The sequence below is a fragment of the Leuconostoc suionicum genome (genome assembly GCF_001891125.1).
GTDB lineage: Bacteria > Bacillota > Bacilli > Lactobacillales > Lactobacillaceae > Leuconostoc > Leuconostoc suionicum.
In genome coordinates this window covers 594,666-609,461 of sequence record NZ_CP015247.1, presented here as the reverse complement: position 1 = coordinate 609,461, position 14,796 = coordinate 594,666, and the positions used below count along the sequence as shown (strand labels likewise).

Genomic DNA, 14,796 nt, shown 5'->3' with positions numbered 1-14,796 from the left:
AAAAAAGAACTTAACCCTAATTAGGTTAAGCAATGTCGATGTTTGTGTGCATGTTATTCAAAAACCGTCCAACTGAAGATTTAGTTGGACGGTTTTACTTATTATTTTTTCAATTTTTCAACACCATCTTTGACGGCATCAACTGCGTCTTCAGCAGAATCCTTGACAGCTTCGGCAGCATCAGATAACTTATCTTTCGCCTTACCAAAAAGTCCTTGTGCTTTACCTTGTGCTTCGCGACTCTTGTCACCGGTAACTTTGCCTTCAACTTCTTTTGCTTTACCAGCAACCTTGTCCTGAGCATTATCAAACTTATCTTCAACTGACATATAATGTCCTCCTTGAACTTTATTTGATGTTACACATATAGTATAACTTAAATGTAAGCGCTTGTAAACAACTCACAGTAAAGTTGCATTGTATAAGATGCTCTTCCATCATGGAGAAAACAACTAGTCATTTAATTTATAGTTAATCCTCGTTAAATATTCGAATTACATAATAATGTCACATGCCATCCACTCGTTTCTGTGGGTGGTTTGTCTATGTCAACATTTATTCTCAAAATCGACTGTGTACGCCTTTTCTAGAATTTGATATAATTTTTACTAAGCTCATTAAGGAGTCACCATGACAATTATTTTTCTTTACACTTTTATTTTATTCGTAACACTCTGTTTAATTACTTTTTTATTCGTCGGAATTATAATTCGCAGCCGCGGAACAATCATTATCACCTCTTTTGGTATTGTGATTCAAACAATACTGTTTTGCTTTTTTCGTTTCTTTATGTTCATATGAATTATCTATAATCTATTTATTTGACCAATATTCTTATTGTATGTTTTTTTGTTATTTCAGACTCAATAATTGTATAAAAGCTCATATTCCGTTTGTTTTTTTTCAGGTTATCTGTGATAAAATGGCAGTATCAAAAAACACCGGAGAATGTAATAGTGCCCTTTTCATTGTTATTTGTTCTGACTCTTCTATTAACTGCACTGTTAATCGCTGGGCTAATCCTTCATAACCGTTATATGACCATCACAGCTGTTGTAGGGATTGTAGCGCAAATTATCGTGCTCATCTATTTGTGTTTCATATTTATTCCATCACTATAAAAAATTAGTCGCATTGAGCCAAACATTACGATTTGTTTGATAAGCGGCCCATTTGAATAAAGATAATGGCTATGCTAACATGAACGGTAGTAGTTGTGCCTTATGTTTTACATTTAATTTCAAGCAATCACGATCAAAATTAGGGAGAATGTTTTATGAAAAAAGCGTCAGTTTTTGTTTTAATGATTTCACTCATACTTATGTTTGCTTCTTTGATTAGTTGGATTATGAGCCAACCAACTTTTGCTATTATTGCCTCTAACTTAGGTTTGCTTATTTTAGCGATTTCATATCTCTGGGAAAACCGCAATAATTTCTTAAAATAAAAAGTCCTTCTGGACGTACATATTAATTGAATAAAGACAGATAATTTATCGAAAAAAATAAACCTCAAATGAGGTTTATTTTTTTCGAGATTATTCCCACTCAACTGTTGCAGGTGGCTTAGCCGTAATATCATACACTACGCGGTTAATATGACCAACTTCATTGACAATACGAGCTGATATTTTTTGCAATAATTCCCATGGCATACGTGCAAAATCGGCTGTCATACCATCGACAGAAGTAATGGCACGGATTGCAATTGTGTAATCGTAAGTACGGTAATCACCCATGACACCAACTGAACGGACGCCAGTCAATACTGTAAAGTATTGCCATATGTCTCCTTCTAGACCAGCTTTAGCGATTTCATCACGCAAAATCCAATCAGAGTCACGTACAATTTCTAACTTGTCTTCGGTGATGTCTCCTAGAATACGAATCCCTAATCCAGGACCAGGGAATGGTTGACGCCAAACCATTTCGTGTGGCATATTCAACTTTTCGCCTAATTCACGAACCTCATCCTTAAATAATGTGTTAAGAGGCTCAATTAGCTGGAATTGCATATCCTCTGGTAAGCCACCAACGTTATGATGTGACTTGATTGTTTGCGCCGTATCGGTACCAGATTCAATCACATCAGTATATAGCGTACCCTGTGCTAAGAATTCAATACCATCTAACTTTTTAGCCTCATCATTGAAAACTTGGATAAACTCATTTCCAATAATCTTTCGCTTTTGTTCAGGATCTGAAACACCGGCCAATTTATCCAAAAAACGTTTTTGGGCATCAACTTTAATGATGTTTAATCCAAACTTGCCACCTAACATTGTCATCACCTGATCTGCTTCGTGTTTACGGAGCAAGCCATGATCCACAAATATAGATGTCAATTGGTCACCAATCGCGCGGTGCAACAAAACACCAACAACGGATGAATCAACACCACCTGATAGTCCAAGCAATACCTTTTTATCGCCTACAATTTCACGAATTTTTTGAATTTGTTCATCAATAAATCCACTCATGTCCCAGTTAGATTCTGCTTCAGCAATATTTTTAACAAAATTCGTTAAAATTTGCTTACCATTTTCTGACAAGGTCGTTTCTGCGTGGAACTGAACCCCATATAAGCGACGCTCTTCGTTAGCAATAGCAGCAATTGGTGTTTTATCTGAGCCACCAATCACTTTAAATCCTTCAGGTAATTCAATGACATTATCTGAATGGCTCATCAAAACAGTTTGTGATACTGGTGTATCAGCTAATAATCGCCCAGCAGATTCTGTTTGTTGTAAGACAGTTTGTCCAAATTCGCCATTACCTGGATTAGCTTCAACTTTACCACCTAATTCTTGTGCCATTAGTTGCATGCCATAGCATACACCTAAAACCGGAATATCTAAATTAAATATTTCGCTATCAATGGTAAACGCATTTTCCTCATAAACCGACTTAGGGCCGCCAGACAAGATGATGGCCTTGGGATTATAGGACTTGATTTCTTCGGCAGTCATATTACGTGACTTAAGTTCTGAAAACACACCCATTTCACGTATACGTCGTGTGATTAATTGATTATATTGGCTTCCATAGTCTAAAACTAAGACTTTATCAAGTTTGTCAACCATTGCTTATCCTTTCGCGTAGTTAGGCGCTTGTTTTGTAATTTCAACATCGTGTGGATGTGATTCACGCAAACCGTTATCTGTTATTTGAACAATCTTAGCATTCAATTTTAAGCTTTCAATTGTTTGTGACCCCGTGTACCCCATTCCGGCACGTAATCCACCGTCAGTTTGGAAGATTGCATCATCAATTGACATATCTCCTTCTTTAAACGAACCGTCAGATTCCAGTACTGATCCTTTTAACAGATCTGATACCATTGTCGCATCTGCCCCTGCTGCAATCGCTTTAACAATGTCACCCGAATAATGAATGCCACCAACAGCAATGACTGATTTGTTGTCATATGCAGCTGCCACATCTGCGATATTCATTGTGACTGTTAAGAATGGGTATGTAATGTCGTTTGGTAGTGATGATTCAACGGAACGTCCTGCAAGTATTGTATCTGCTCCTGCTTCATATAAAGCAGCAGCAATGCTTTGATCTTCAACGACACCAACAGCAATGAACAAATCTGGATATGCTTGTCGTATTTGCTTAATAAGATCACGCGTATTCTTAGCTAGCGCTTCATGCAAATAAAAGAATATAGCATCCGCTCCTGCATTAACCAATGCAGCAACACGAGTTTCTGCACCGTCCACTAACCATACTTCAGCTGCAACACGTAAACGATTCTGTGAATCAACTAAAGCATTAGGATATTTGTCAGTATCAACAACTGTTTCCTTAACTTGTTGCAAGCTAGTTACTTGTTTTGACAAATCTTCTTGCTCAGCAACAACACCTAACCCACCATTCAAAGCGGTTGGCGCAACACGTGTATCTGTTTCCGGACCAAAAGCCTCTGAAACGAGCGGAATATTTAATTCAAAATTTTCTGACAATTGTGTACGCAAGGTAACACTATATGGTAAAACATTTGAGGCTCCTGGTACTAACAAAACTTGATCGTAGCCAAGACCTATGAACTCTGTATTTTCAGGCATGATTTTCTCCAAAGATGATTGAACTATTATTTGCAATGATAATTAGAATTGGGCAGCAACAACAGGCTTTTTCTTATCTCTTGCTGCTTCGAAATCAAATACTTCGCTATCACGTGCGATATGCTCATGATTAACTAAGTCATCAATCGTCGTTTCTCCTAATTGTGCCATTTTTTTATGAATATCTACTAATATAGCATTTAAAATGGTTGTCAAATCGCCTTTATATGTAACACGAGCTTCAATACCTTCTGGTACCATCTTTTTAGCTTCGTTCACTTCACCTTGGAAGTAACGATCCTTTGATCCATTTTCCATCGCAGCGATTGAACCCATACCTCGATATGTTTTGTACTTTTGACCATTGTCCTCAAACACTTCGCCGGGTGTTTCTTCCGTCCCAGAAAACATTGATCCAAGCATAACCGCATTTCCACCAGCTGATATTGCTTTAACAATATCTAATGACGTTTTAACACCGCCATCAGCAATAATCTTCTTGCCACGTGCAGCCGCTTCAAGGGCGGCATCACGAATAGCAGAAACTTGTGGTACACCAATACCAGCAACCACACGTGTGGTGCAAATTGATCCAGGACCAATTCCAATTTTAACAACATCAGCACCCGCATCGTATAATGCAGCTGCACCCTCTCGAGTTGCAATATTACCAGCAATAATATTTAAATTAGGAAAAGTCGACCTCACCTCAGATACCTTGCGGAGGACACCCTCAGAATGTCCATGTGCGGAATCCAACACAATTGCATCAACTCCTGCTTCAACCATAGCCTGCACACGATCTACAGTGTCATTCGTTACACCAACGGCACCAGCGACAAGCAGATGTCCTTCAGCATCAACAGCCGCATTAGGAAAGTCTGCTGAGTCAAACGTTGCCGTTTTAACCTTGCGAACTTCATCAGCCTGTGCACTAATTGTCATATTTTTATGGATGACACCAAGGCCACCTAACTTAGCTAAAGCTGTAGCAAAGCGTGCTTCTGTCACTGTATCCATTGCAGCTGAGAGTAATGGAATATTAAGCTTCAAAGTAGGTGTTAAGGTTGTGGTCACCGAAACAGATTCAGGTGTCACAGTTGACTGTAAGTCGTCAACTAACTTGACGTCTTCAAATGTTAATCCCATTGGGACAAATTTGTTTTTTGAACTAAACTTCTGCATAAGATCCTCCAAAATAAACATGCATTCTACCTTTGTCGTATAAACAAATAAACAGTTGCACCCATCCCCAATAGGTATTGCAATTTGTTTTTAACACGAACTTCACCGGTAGTTTATATAATTTAATAAGGCCTTTTTGTTAACACAATTGTTAACGGATCCGCCATCATCTTTAAACACAAAAAAAGCATCTGGGACACAGAGATCCACAAATGCTTTTGAGTCGTCAAAAGCATTTGCGGATAGTCACGACTTTTGGGGCGTGGTAGAAACTGTTGGCCGTTTTCCAACGATATATCTGCAAATAACTTCTTTAGTTGTTGTTATCATATTACCCGCTTTTATGAGAAAAAGCAACCATTAGTTAGCCAGGAAAAAACCATCTGACTTGACTTAAAATTTCCCTAGAAATATGTAATTTCCAACTAATTAAACACTCAATAATTTATAAAAAAAACACCTGATTTTTTTCATTTGCAATCAGATGCTCTTTTCTTCATATGGTTATTTATCAATATTTTTTTTGCTATCTTGCTTGTAGTCATTAATAGTATCTTTAACGGCTTCCTCTGCCGCATCCTTGATATCAGTTACAGCATCTTTTGCCTTACCAAAAATATTTTGGGTTTTGCCTTGTAATTCACGTTGTTTGTCACCAGTAACTTTCCCCTCAACTTCCTTTGCTTTTCCAGCAATTTTGTCCTTGGCATTATCAAATTTTTCTTCAACTGTCATCGTACATATTCTCCTTGAGGTTTATTCAATGTTACAAATCAATCATAACGTAGTACATAATGTTTGTAAATTATTTTGATTCTAATAATAGAACCATTTACCTCAAAAAGTGCAAAATAAAAAGCCACACGGGGGTGAGTGGCTTTCGCAAAAGTTCAAGTTTTCTCATTGAAGATCAACCAAACTACATTATTAATTATAGGTTTTCTATTAGTTGGTTACAAGCCAAAACGGTAGTCAATAAAACAGGGATTGTTCAAAAGAAAAAGCACCTACTATGGCGCTTAAATAATGCAATGCTGACAAACAGATAAATGAAGTTGTAAGTTACAATTATCTAATCATGGAAGAAATGTGTAGTAACTGTCAGTAATTACAATAATAAAATGAGCTTACTTTAAGTAACTCATGAGTTAATTATAGCACATAAATGTAATGATTACTATTTATTCAAAAAATAAAATAAAAAGCACATAACCCCCTTGATGAATTAGTGCTCGTACTACAACTAGTCTCTTGGTTTGATACATCAAATCACTTAATTGAACCGGCGAAAGATGGCAAAAAGTTCGGTGAAATCGTTTCAACGCGTACATTCAATCCAGGCTTTGGTGCGGCAATATACTGATTATTACCAATATAAATAGCCACATGGTATGAAGCGCCTGGTGTACCCCAAAATAGTAAGTCCCCTGGCTGAGCTTGAGAAACCGATTTCTTTTGAGTGTACATTTCTTGTTCAACGGACGAGTGTGGTAGTGAAATGCCGGCAGCATTTTTGAAAACATAACTTACTAATCCAGAGCAATCAAACCCAGTTGAAGGTGATCCTCCACCCCAAACATAAGGAATATTTTGTGCTACCAATTGTTGCGCTAGCGCAATAATCGCGGCAGAATTTCCAGACGTAGATTGTGTTGTATTAGAACTTACTATTTGACTGACAGACCCAGTAGAAAGATTGACTAAATTACTATTGCTCGTCGTAGCTGAAGATAGCTGATTATACTGTTGTCCCGCACTCGACTCGGAACTTGAAACAGCAGCTGCACCATAAGAACTATTGATGTTGACTGAAGCATCTGTTGAAGTTGAATCTGCAGAACTCGTATAAGCTGTAACGTCACTCGCAGCACTTGACGCTGTTGGCTCACTACTTTGCAAACTAGTATTGACTGATGTGTTTTGCGTTTCTGATGCTACATCTGCCGTGCTAGACGTTGTTGAAGAGGCACCCTCCGTTGCTGAACTTATTTCTTCATCTGATTCGCTCGAAACTGCAGAACTCCCTGTCACTGAACTCTCTGAACTTGATGGCGCTGATTCTCCACTTGACGATGTCGAAGGTACTGAGCTTTCAGCTGCTGAACTTGAGGCCAACGAATCTTGACTGAAAGTACTAGAAGTGACTGAAGATTCAGTTGATTCTACGTTACCAGTTGCTGACACCTCTGAAACAGGTGCGTTAGCGGCAGTTTGCAACGAGTCAGCGTACGAATCAGTACTTTTATTAATATCTGTTGGTGATTGATCAGCCACTGTTGTTTGTGTATCAGCACCAACGTTAGTTGGCAAGTTTAGGGTTTGCCCTACTGATATCAAATCAGAATTATTATTCTCACTCACAAGATCATCTACATTCAAATTATGATTATGAGCAATTGACCAAAGAGAATCTCCAGCCTTTACTTTATATGATGTTAATTTAGTGGTGGCTTTTTGGGTAATTTTTTTCTCAGCTGGTGTCTCAATATGAGCTACTTTATCTTTTGGTATTGTTAAACTCTTTGGAGTGAGATTAACCGTTTTGTTATCAATTAGTCCAGCAGCTTCGGCAACAGAATTAACAGCCTTGTTGACAGCGCTTTTAACATCATCAGCATGGGCGATACCCGAGCCAACGCCTACTAAACCTAATAAACTCAGTCCTGAAGCTACTACTTTTTTATCCAGTCGTTCCATATTTCCCTACCTTTCCACTCTAAACACCACAATCAGTGTTATTTTTACTCTCAATGTTTAAATTTTTCTTAACATTTTAATTCTATCATGAAATTGTTAAAAAAACATAAGGAATGCACTATTGTTACTAACTTGAAATTTTATTTCTACAAAAAAACAGGGTGAATAAAATTCCCTGTTTTTAATCGTTTGTAATAAAATTATTGGTCACTTTTCAAGACACCACCAACCGCATAATGGTCTTTTGGCATTTCGCGTAAAATAACGTGAACAGCTTCTCGTGATGCACCTGCATCTTCAACAATTACATTGGTAATGTCTTTCACCATTTTGGCAAGTTGTTCGTGAGTACGACCTTCAAGCAATTCGACTTGTACTATTGGCATAAATATTCTCCTTCTATTTCCTATATTTTACTTTTTATCATCTAAATTTTCAAGTTGCTCTTCTAGCCGCTGTTCAGCTTCAATCTGCGCCTCGACGGTTTCAACTTTTGGAACAGCAACCGCGCGCTTCATCTGCAGTTGACGGTCAGCATCAAGAAACTCCCCTGAAACACTAACTGTATTCATTAAATTAATAAACGCTTTTGGATCAGCCCGATGGACGACCTCTTGCATTTCAAATAACTCGTAACGAGAAAGAACCATCATTAATGTTGTCGAATCACGTTTTGTATAGGCGCCTTTCGATGGCAAAATGGTAATTCCTCGGATTAGGTCTTTGTGCAACTCTGCAACGACTTCATCCCCTTTGGAGGTCACAATCATTGCCGTCAACTTCTGATAACCAGTATACAGCGTGTCAACAACACGACCGGTTGCATAAATACCAATGATTGTGAATAAGGCATTTTGCCAGCCTATAAATGAACCAGCAATAACAACAACGCCGAAATTAATCACGTTCATCAACGCACCAATCGATTTTCCGGTTCGCTTTTGAACGACCATCGCGACAATATCCATGCCACCTGTTGAAAATCCATACCTCATGGCTAAACCAATCGAAGCACCAATTAATAAACCTCCAAATAAGGCTGCTAACAGCGGATTTGTGGTTAAAGCTTGCGTCGGCGCAATAATTTGGACAGCAGATACGAATAGTGAATTAGCAAAGCTCAATATTGTAAATTTGCCACCAATCATTTTCCAACCAACAATTCCAACTGGGATGTTGAATATCATAATAAATGTTCCAGTAGGCATGCTAACGTGGAAAAAGTTTTGGGAGAACAAAGATAATAGCTGCGCAATACCGTTAAATCCACCCGAGAAAACATTATTAGGAATTAAAAAAGCGTTTAATCCAACTACTTGTACAGCTGAACTAGCAAAAAAGATGAGTACCGTAAGCAGTACTTTTCGCCAGTTAATTTTAATATTTTTCATCGCCCAACACTCCACAAAATTCAAATTACATCATCCTTTATCATAACAAAAAAAGTCACGAATATGTTCGTGACTTTTTTGTTTTGCTCAATTATATTCACCTTTACGTGTTTTACATTTTTTCTAAACGATCAATACGTTCTTCAATTGGTGGATGCGTGTCAAACAAACGCTCCTTGTTCTTCAAAGGATTACTAATATACAATGCAGCTGATGAAGAATCCACATCCTTCATCGGCTGTGCGTTACCTAATTTTCGTAATGCTGAAATTAATCCTTGTGGATTTCTCGTTAACTCCGCACTACCAGCATCAGCAAGATATTCACGGTTACGTGAAATCGCCATTTGAATTGCTGCTGCAGCTAACGGTGCTAAAACCATCATTAAAATCGAAAATACTAACAACAGTATTTGTAAACCACCACCGCCATTACGATCATCATTCCGTCGCCTGTCGCCACTGCCCCAAAGCCACCAATTACCACCAATATTAGTTAATAATGTGATAGCAGCGGCTAAGGCTAAAGCAATAGTTGAAATTCGAATATCATAGTTACGCACATGACTCATTTCGTGAGCGATAACACCCTCTAACTCGCTTCGGTTCATAATCCTCAGTAGCCCAGTAGTGGCAGCAACTGCCGAATGCTCAGGATTATTTCCGGTAGCAAAAGCATTAGGACTATCATCATCAATAATAAATACCCGTGGCATTGGTACTTGAGCAACCATCGCCATGTCCTCAACTGTGTGCCACAGTTCTGGATATTGGTCAGCATTTTTGATTTCATGGCCATGGTTCATCGCCATGACTACATTAGTTGAATTACTAACCATAATAATCGTGTAAATAGCACCAATAACTATGGCCGCAACTACGCCAGCTTCTAAGGAATTAAGCAATAGGAAACCCACTGCAGCTCCAACTAAGGCTACCAAAATAAAAAATACAAATAATAATACAATGGTGCGCCGTTTATTTGATTGTATTTGTTGATACAACATTAGAACTTAACCGTAGGGACTTCTTTCTCAGCTTCTGGTACTTGCAAAAATTCACTAGGTTCAAAGTGATGAATTCCCGCAACAATATTACTTGGAAATTGTTGTAACTTCGTATTGTAAAGTGCTGTTGTTGAATTAAACAACTGACGTGAGTAGGCAATTTTGTTTTCAGTGTTTGTTAGTTCTTCTTGCAACTTTGTAAAGTTTGTATTAGCTTTTAAATCAGGATAAGCTTCAGCACGGGCAAAAAATCCAGATAGAACGCCAGTCAATTGGTTTGAGGCAACCATTTTATCGGCCGGCGTTGCGGCACGTTCCACCTCTTGACGGAGCTTTGTTACTTCTTCTAACGTACCGCTTTCATGCTTAGCGTACCCCTTAACAGTTTCCACTAAATTTGGAATCAAATCATTACGACGCTTTAATTGAACGTCAATCTGGCTCCAAGATTCTTTTGTTTGCATGCGTGTTTTTACAAGCGAATTGTAAATGCTAACCCAAGCAACAGCGATAATTACAACGATTGCAATTATAATCAGTATTGTCATAATGTTTCCTCTTTCTAATCGATGCCAGTTTTGGCTTTAATCCACAAAAACTGCACGTTTATCCTTCAAACCAACTTCATTAAACCATTTTTCATACCATTTGGCAAAAAAAGGTAATTGTTGAAACAGTGTATAAATAGTAACACGTTTATTATTATCAATGATATCATATTGCCAGACCGCGTGCTCTTGTTGGTCACGGTGCTGAATAATCTCTAATGATACAGAGCCTATTTTTAATACCGCTCCGTCCTTATTATTTTGTAATAACGTTAAGACAAAGTTTTGCTTTGCCGCCTCAACAAACAAGCTATCAAGTATTTCAGCTGACAAGTCCTTTTGCTGCATCATCAAATTTTGATTATCGGTCATATCAAGTCCGATAATGTCAATATCATATTCGTTATCTTTCAGAAGATAGCTAATTGCTGTTAAGCGCTTTTGAAAAATAGTTAATGCCTCAACACCAGCGATTTGAATGGCTTCTGTTTGCACTAACTTCATGAAATGCACAGTGTCTAAGTAAAAACGTTTATTGACGATATCCCAGTATACAACGCGTAAATTTTGAGATATTTCTTCTAAATAATAACCTCCTGCAGCTAAAGGTGCCTTGGTAAATTGGAAAGCCGCGTTTGGAAATTCTTCAAAATGGAGTTCAGCCACTTTTTGCATCTTTGGTAAAATGACTTGCGTATGTGATAGCGAGGTCATTTTAGCTAAATTTGAGAAAGCCACAGCAATCCAATGTGTATTGGGGTACCAATGTTCACTCGCTACACGCATAATTTCTGATTTATGCACGTCAAAAGCCAATATTTTTTTTGTAATATCTAGTATTTCAGCAGTCTGATTGGCTTCAGAAAGTGCTTCAATTAACACCTGCCACCTTTGAAACACTTCTAAGTCTTTTTTCAATTGTTGTGAATAGCTATAAGTATCAAAATTCATGTTATTTCTTCTGCAATAGTGTTTTCAAGTAGTCTACATAAAGGTGATCTACTTTTTGAATGAAAGCGTCAATGTCATCAAAATGTGACAATATTTCTTCGATTTCTAAGTGACGTAAAGCGTCATCTTTTTCCAATTGAAGCATTTCGGATTCGTGTTCAGCCAACTTAGCTTTTACTTCAGGAACTCTTTGCTGCGAAGCCAACAACAAATCACGTTTATTTTCTAATTCTTCCCGGGCCTTTTTATCAGTACGCCCTAACAGTCCAGATTTATTTTCTTTTAGTTGAGCTAACTGATCATTTAAAACTTGCACTTCTAAATTCCGTTTAGTTTCATCGTCCAAAAAAGTTTGTAAGCCATTCGTAATTTGTTTTATTTCACGAATCTGAATATCATTGATGTTTGACCCAGTTGGCAATTTAATTGTTTCTTGCCATTCGCCGACTATTTTTTTATTAATTGTTAACGTGAGCGACAACACATCTAATATTGCAAATTGGCGGTGATCCCACCAAGTACCAATATACACTTTATAAATTGATGGTTCATCGCTAGTTGCCACAAAATCAAAAAAATTAAACTGTTGTTTTAAATATTTCAATAATTCAGGTGCTAAGAAAATTGCCAGATTATCATGAATGTCAGTAACCATTTGGGCGAGTAAAGCATTAGAATCTGCATGAGGACGTTGGCGAATTTGCTCGTTAAATTTTTTGGAGTCGAGTAATTCATATACTTGGGGCACCTGTTGGTTCATTACAGCAGACTGTAATTGTCCGAGGTACATAATTTTACTATCGAGCCGATTGATTAATTCTGGCTGCAACACAGTTTGAGAATCTGTCATTGTTTTGCCTCCGCTAAAAGCTTAATTTAAAACTTAATTTTAGCATACCCTATATAATCCTTAAAAAGTACTATCTTAAGAATTTTTTATTGTCTTTAAAGGTCTTATTTATCATTAAAAAAAAGCGATGAACAATCATCGCTTTGGTTGCAATATTTTAGGAATATAACGCATTCTTCGGCCTAATAACTCATCTCCCAAGCCCATTCGCAAATACATTATGATTAACAAAGCGCCACCAATCAAGACCGCACTAAATGTTGTCACAGTAACCGAGAACTTTGTATCCATTGGGAAAATAAAGTTACCCATAGCAAAGACGATAATATAGGCAACAATAGCCATTAGGGCTGAAGCCATAAACATCTGCCATATTTCTTTACCAATCATACTAAATGAAACACCATAAACCTTTTGCAAAAAGTCCAACATATAGAGAATTGAAATGAACATGCCAATCACGCTCGTCATCAAAGCGCCCATACCTTCAAAATAGCGTATCAATGGAATCTGCAAAACAATTTTAATGATAATGCCAACAAAGAATGCTTTCATAACAATTTTAACTTCTGAAAGAGCTTGTAATACAAACGCAAGCAACATGAACAAACTAAATACCAATGCCAGGATTGTTGAGTATTGAAGCATGTAAATACCTTCTTGGTTTGAGGCCTCGATTGGATAGAACATTTTATACAAAGGCTCTGCAATTGCATACATTCCCAAAGCACTAGGCAACATAATCAAAGAGAACAACTTCAACACTTGCTTTAATTGATCTTGAATCGTTTCATAAGTTAATGCAGCTTTACTACCGGACAACATTGGTAACGCCGTCGCCGCTATACTAGTTGAAAATGGCACAATAATCATTATGAGCTTATTGGGATTTGCACTAAAGAGTGAAAATTTTTCCAACAAATCCGATTTAGAAATGGAAAAAAAGTGATCCATTATGCTAAAAAATGAATACTGATCAACAGCTTGAAATAGTGTTATAGCAGAGCCAATGATGATGAATGGCCATGATTCTTTCAAAATATTTAGTACCAAACTGAGTGTTCTAGCTTTTTCGTGTTTTACAGAGTGAAGCACTGGTCGAGACAATATATGACGATACTTCACCCATCCCCACATTAATACTAACATACTAAAAATTGCACCAATAAATGCTGCAAAAGTTGATTGCACAACTACACCAGTCCAATTATCCGGGTCAGCTTTTAACACAATAATTGCCATTACTAGCATGTAAGCAACCCGAGCAATTTGCTCTATAACCTGTGACATGGCTGATATACTCATTAACTGATGCCCTTGAAATAAACCACGGATCATTGACATTAAAGGAAAAATAGCTACCGCTGGTGCCAAGGAATGAAGTACTGGAATAACATCAGTATTATTATTGGATAAGGCGGGAGCAGCAAAGTACAAAATCAAACCAAACACTATTCCTAATGCAATACCCAAAGCCATAGATTGTCTTGTTAACTGCCTTGATCGGTAGACATCGTTTTTAGCTGCCAATTCCGCAACAACTTTTGAAATAGCTGCAGGAATACCAAATGTAGCTATCGCTAAAAAGATTGCATAGATAGTATATCCTTGGTTAAATAAACCGTTTGCTCTTGTACCGTAGCTACCAAGCATGGCCATCCACGGAATTAAGTATACAACGCCTAATACACGCGAAACCATGTTTCCAACGGACAACCACGCTGAACCTTTAATTAATGTTGCTTGATTGCTTTCTTGTGACGTTGGTTGTTTCTCGAGAGAGCTATCCGCAGTAGATAGTTGTTCTGGAACCTGCAAATTAGGTTTCTTTTTTATAATTTTTTGCCGTGCACGAATATTTTTTTCTTTAATGGCCAAAATTTCTTGTTCTGTTGGCTGAGGCACATTAGCATAGCTACGTGACTTTCGTGTCGCTTTTGGTCCCAGATTACGCTTTTCTTGTAAGTGCCGTCCTGCCAATGCTAGAATTTCATCAGCCGTTAACGTTTTACCGTCAACATCTGTTTTATCAACGCGACTATTACCGTTGAATTTTTCTGGACGTTGATCATTCGTCATGTTTGAGACCTCATTTT

General features: G+C 37.6%; 14 protein-coding genes and 1 riboswitch. Of the genes, 1 reads left to right on the top strand and 13 read right to left on the bottom strand.

Features of this window, described 5'->3' with window-relative positions; genetic code table 11:
• Positions 1-101 precede the first annotated feature (101 nt).
• On the bottom strand, positions 102-329 hold the full coding sequence (locus A6B45_RS03195; RefSeq protein ID WP_004164379.1) for a CsbD family protein: 228 nt from the start codon (positions 327-329) through the stop codon (positions 102-104).
• A gap of 947 nt (positions 330-1,276) precedes the next feature.
• Here A6B45_RS03195 and A6B45_RS10450 point away from each other — a divergent pair.
• Positions 1,277-1,447 (top strand): hypothetical protein, encoded by a 171-nt coding sequence (locus A6B45_RS10450; protein ID WP_165784757.1) that lies wholly within the window; start codon positions 1,277-1,279, stop codon positions 1,445-1,447.
• A 90-nt stretch (positions 1,448-1,537) separates the two neighbouring features.
• On the opposite strand, the gene guaA is transcribed toward A6B45_RS10450, so the two are convergent.
• The 12 genes from guaA to A6B45_RS03135 form a co-directional block, all read right to left on the bottom strand.
• Positions 1,538-3,082: a glutamine-hydrolyzing GMP synthase gene (gene guaA / locus A6B45_RS03190; RefSeq protein ID WP_072613313.1), complete on the bottom strand. Its 1,545-nt coding sequence runs from the start codon at positions 3,080-3,082 to the stop codon at positions 1,538-1,540.
• Between the two features lie 3 nt (positions 3,083-3,085).
• Positions 3,086-4,072: an IMP dehydrogenase gene (locus A6B45_RS03185; RefSeq protein ID WP_072613312.1), complete on the bottom strand. Its 987-nt coding sequence runs from the start codon at positions 4,070-4,072 to the stop codon at positions 3,086-3,088.
• Between the two features lie 42 nt (positions 4,073-4,114).
• On the bottom strand, positions 4,115-5,257 hold the full coding sequence (guaB, locus tag A6B45_RS03180) for an IMP dehydrogenase (protein ID WP_072613311.1): 1,143 nt from the start codon (positions 5,255-5,257) through the stop codon (positions 4,115-4,117).
• Positions 5,258-5,480: 223 nt separating this feature from the next.
• Positions 5,481-5,577, bottom strand: a riboswitch (purine riboswitch).
• A gap of 184 nt (positions 5,578-5,761) precedes the next feature.
• Positions 5,762-5,992: a CsbD family protein gene (locus tag A6B45_RS03175; protein WP_072613310.1), complete on the bottom strand. Its 231-nt coding sequence runs from the start codon at positions 5,990-5,992 to the stop codon at positions 5,762-5,764.
• Between the two features lie 534 nt (positions 5,993-6,526).
• Positions 6,527-7,954 (bottom strand): peptidoglycan endopeptidase, encoded by a 1,428-nt coding sequence (locus A6B45_RS03170; protein WP_072613309.1) that lies wholly within the window; start codon positions 7,952-7,954, stop codon positions 6,527-6,529.
• A gap of 200 nt (positions 7,955-8,154) precedes the next feature.
• Positions 8,155-8,340: a 2-hydroxymuconate tautomerase gene (locus A6B45_RS03165; RefSeq protein WP_004164395.1), complete on the bottom strand. Its 186-nt coding sequence runs from the start codon at positions 8,338-8,340 to the stop codon at positions 8,155-8,157.
• A 27-nt stretch (positions 8,341-8,367) separates the two neighbouring features.
• Entirely contained in the window at positions 8,368-9,345 is a 978-nt protein-coding gene (locus A6B45_RS03160; protein ID WP_072613308.1) for a YitT family protein, read from the bottom strand.
• Positions 9,346-9,457: 112 nt separating this feature from the next.
• Positions 9,458-10,351, bottom strand: coding sequence for a zinc metalloprotease HtpX (htpX, locus tag A6B45_RS03155; RefSeq protein WP_072613307.1), 894 nt, complete (start codon positions 10,349-10,351; stop codon positions 9,458-9,460).
• Positions 10,351-10,899 (bottom strand): LemA family protein, encoded by a 549-nt coding sequence (locus tag A6B45_RS03150; RefSeq protein WP_011679449.1) that lies wholly within the window; start codon positions 10,897-10,899, stop codon positions 10,351-10,353. The genes htpX and A6B45_RS03150 overlap by 1 nt, the downstream gene beginning before the upstream one ends.
• A 36-nt stretch (positions 10,900-10,935) precedes the next feature.
• Entirely contained in the window at positions 10,936-11,850 is a 915-nt protein-coding gene (locus tag A6B45_RS03145) for a hypothetical protein (RefSeq protein WP_072613306.1), read from the bottom strand.
• A gap of 1 nt (position 11,851) precedes the next feature.
• Entirely contained in the window at positions 11,852-12,700 is an 849-nt protein-coding gene (locus A6B45_RS03140; RefSeq protein WP_072613305.1) for a hydrolase, read from the bottom strand.
• 135 nt (positions 12,701-12,835) lie between these two features.
• Complete coding sequence (locus tag A6B45_RS03135; RefSeq protein ID WP_072613304.1) at positions 12,836-14,779, bottom strand: putative polysaccharide biosynthesis protein; 1,944 nt, start codon at positions 14,777-14,779, stop codon at positions 12,836-12,838.
• Positions 14,780-14,796 lie beyond the last annotated feature (17 nt).

What these genes read in the sequence shown, in the direction of transcription:
- guaB (WP_072613311.1), bottom strand. Translation starts at nt 5,257, where the DNA reads ATGCAGAAGTTTAGTTCAAAAAACAAATTTGTCCCAATGGGATTAACA.
- A6B45_RS03150 (WP_011679449.1), bottom strand. Translation starts at nt 10,899, where the DNA reads ATGACAATACTGATTATAATTGCAATCGTTGTAATTATCGCTGTTGCT.
- A6B45_RS03135 (WP_072613304.1), bottom strand. Translation starts at nt 14,779, where the DNA reads ATGACGAATGATCAACGTCCAGAAAAATTCAACGGTAATAGTCGCGTT.
- guaA (WP_072613313.1), bottom strand. Translation starts at nt 3,082, where the DNA reads ATGGTTGACAAACTTGATAAAGTCTTAGTTTTAGACTATGGAAGCCAA.
- A6B45_RS03165 (WP_004164395.1), bottom strand. Translation starts at nt 8,340, where the DNA reads ATGCCAATAGTACAAGTCGAATTGCTTGAAGGTCGTACTCACGAACAA.
- A6B45_RS03185 (WP_072613312.1), bottom strand. Translation starts at nt 4,072, where the DNA reads ATGCCTGAAAATACAGAGTTCATAGGTCTTGGCTACGATCAAGTTTTG.
- htpX (WP_072613307.1), bottom strand. Translation starts at nt 10,351, where the DNA reads ATGTTGTATCAACAAATACAATCAAATAAACGGCGCACCATTGTATTA.
- A6B45_RS03170 (WP_072613309.1), bottom strand. Translation starts at nt 7,954, where the DNA reads ATGGAACGACTGGATAAAAAAGTAGTAGCTTCAGGACTGAGTTTATTA.
- A6B45_RS03145 (WP_072613306.1), bottom strand. Translation starts at nt 11,850, where the DNA reads ATGAATTTTGATACTTATAGCTATTCACAACAATTGAAAAAAGACTTA.
- A6B45_RS03175 (WP_072613310.1), bottom strand. Translation starts at nt 5,992, where the DNA reads ATGACAGTTGAAGAAAAATTTGATAATGCCAAGGACAAAATTGCTGGA.
- A6B45_RS03160 (WP_072613308.1), bottom strand. Translation starts at nt 9,345, where the DNA reads ATGAAAAATATTAAAATTAACTGGCGAAAAGTACTGCTTACGGTACTC.
- A6B45_RS03140 (WP_072613305.1), bottom strand. Translation starts at nt 12,700, where the DNA reads ATGACAGATTCTCAAACTGTGTTGCAGCCAGAATTAATCAATCGGCTC.
- A6B45_RS10450 (WP_165784757.1), top strand. Translation starts at nt 1,277, where the DNA reads ATGAAAAAAGCGTCAGTTTTTGTTTTAATGATTTCACTCATACTTATG.
- A6B45_RS03195 (WP_004164379.1), bottom strand. Translation starts at nt 329, where the DNA reads ATGTCAGTTGAAGATAAGTTTGATAATGCTCAGGACAAGGTTGCTGGT.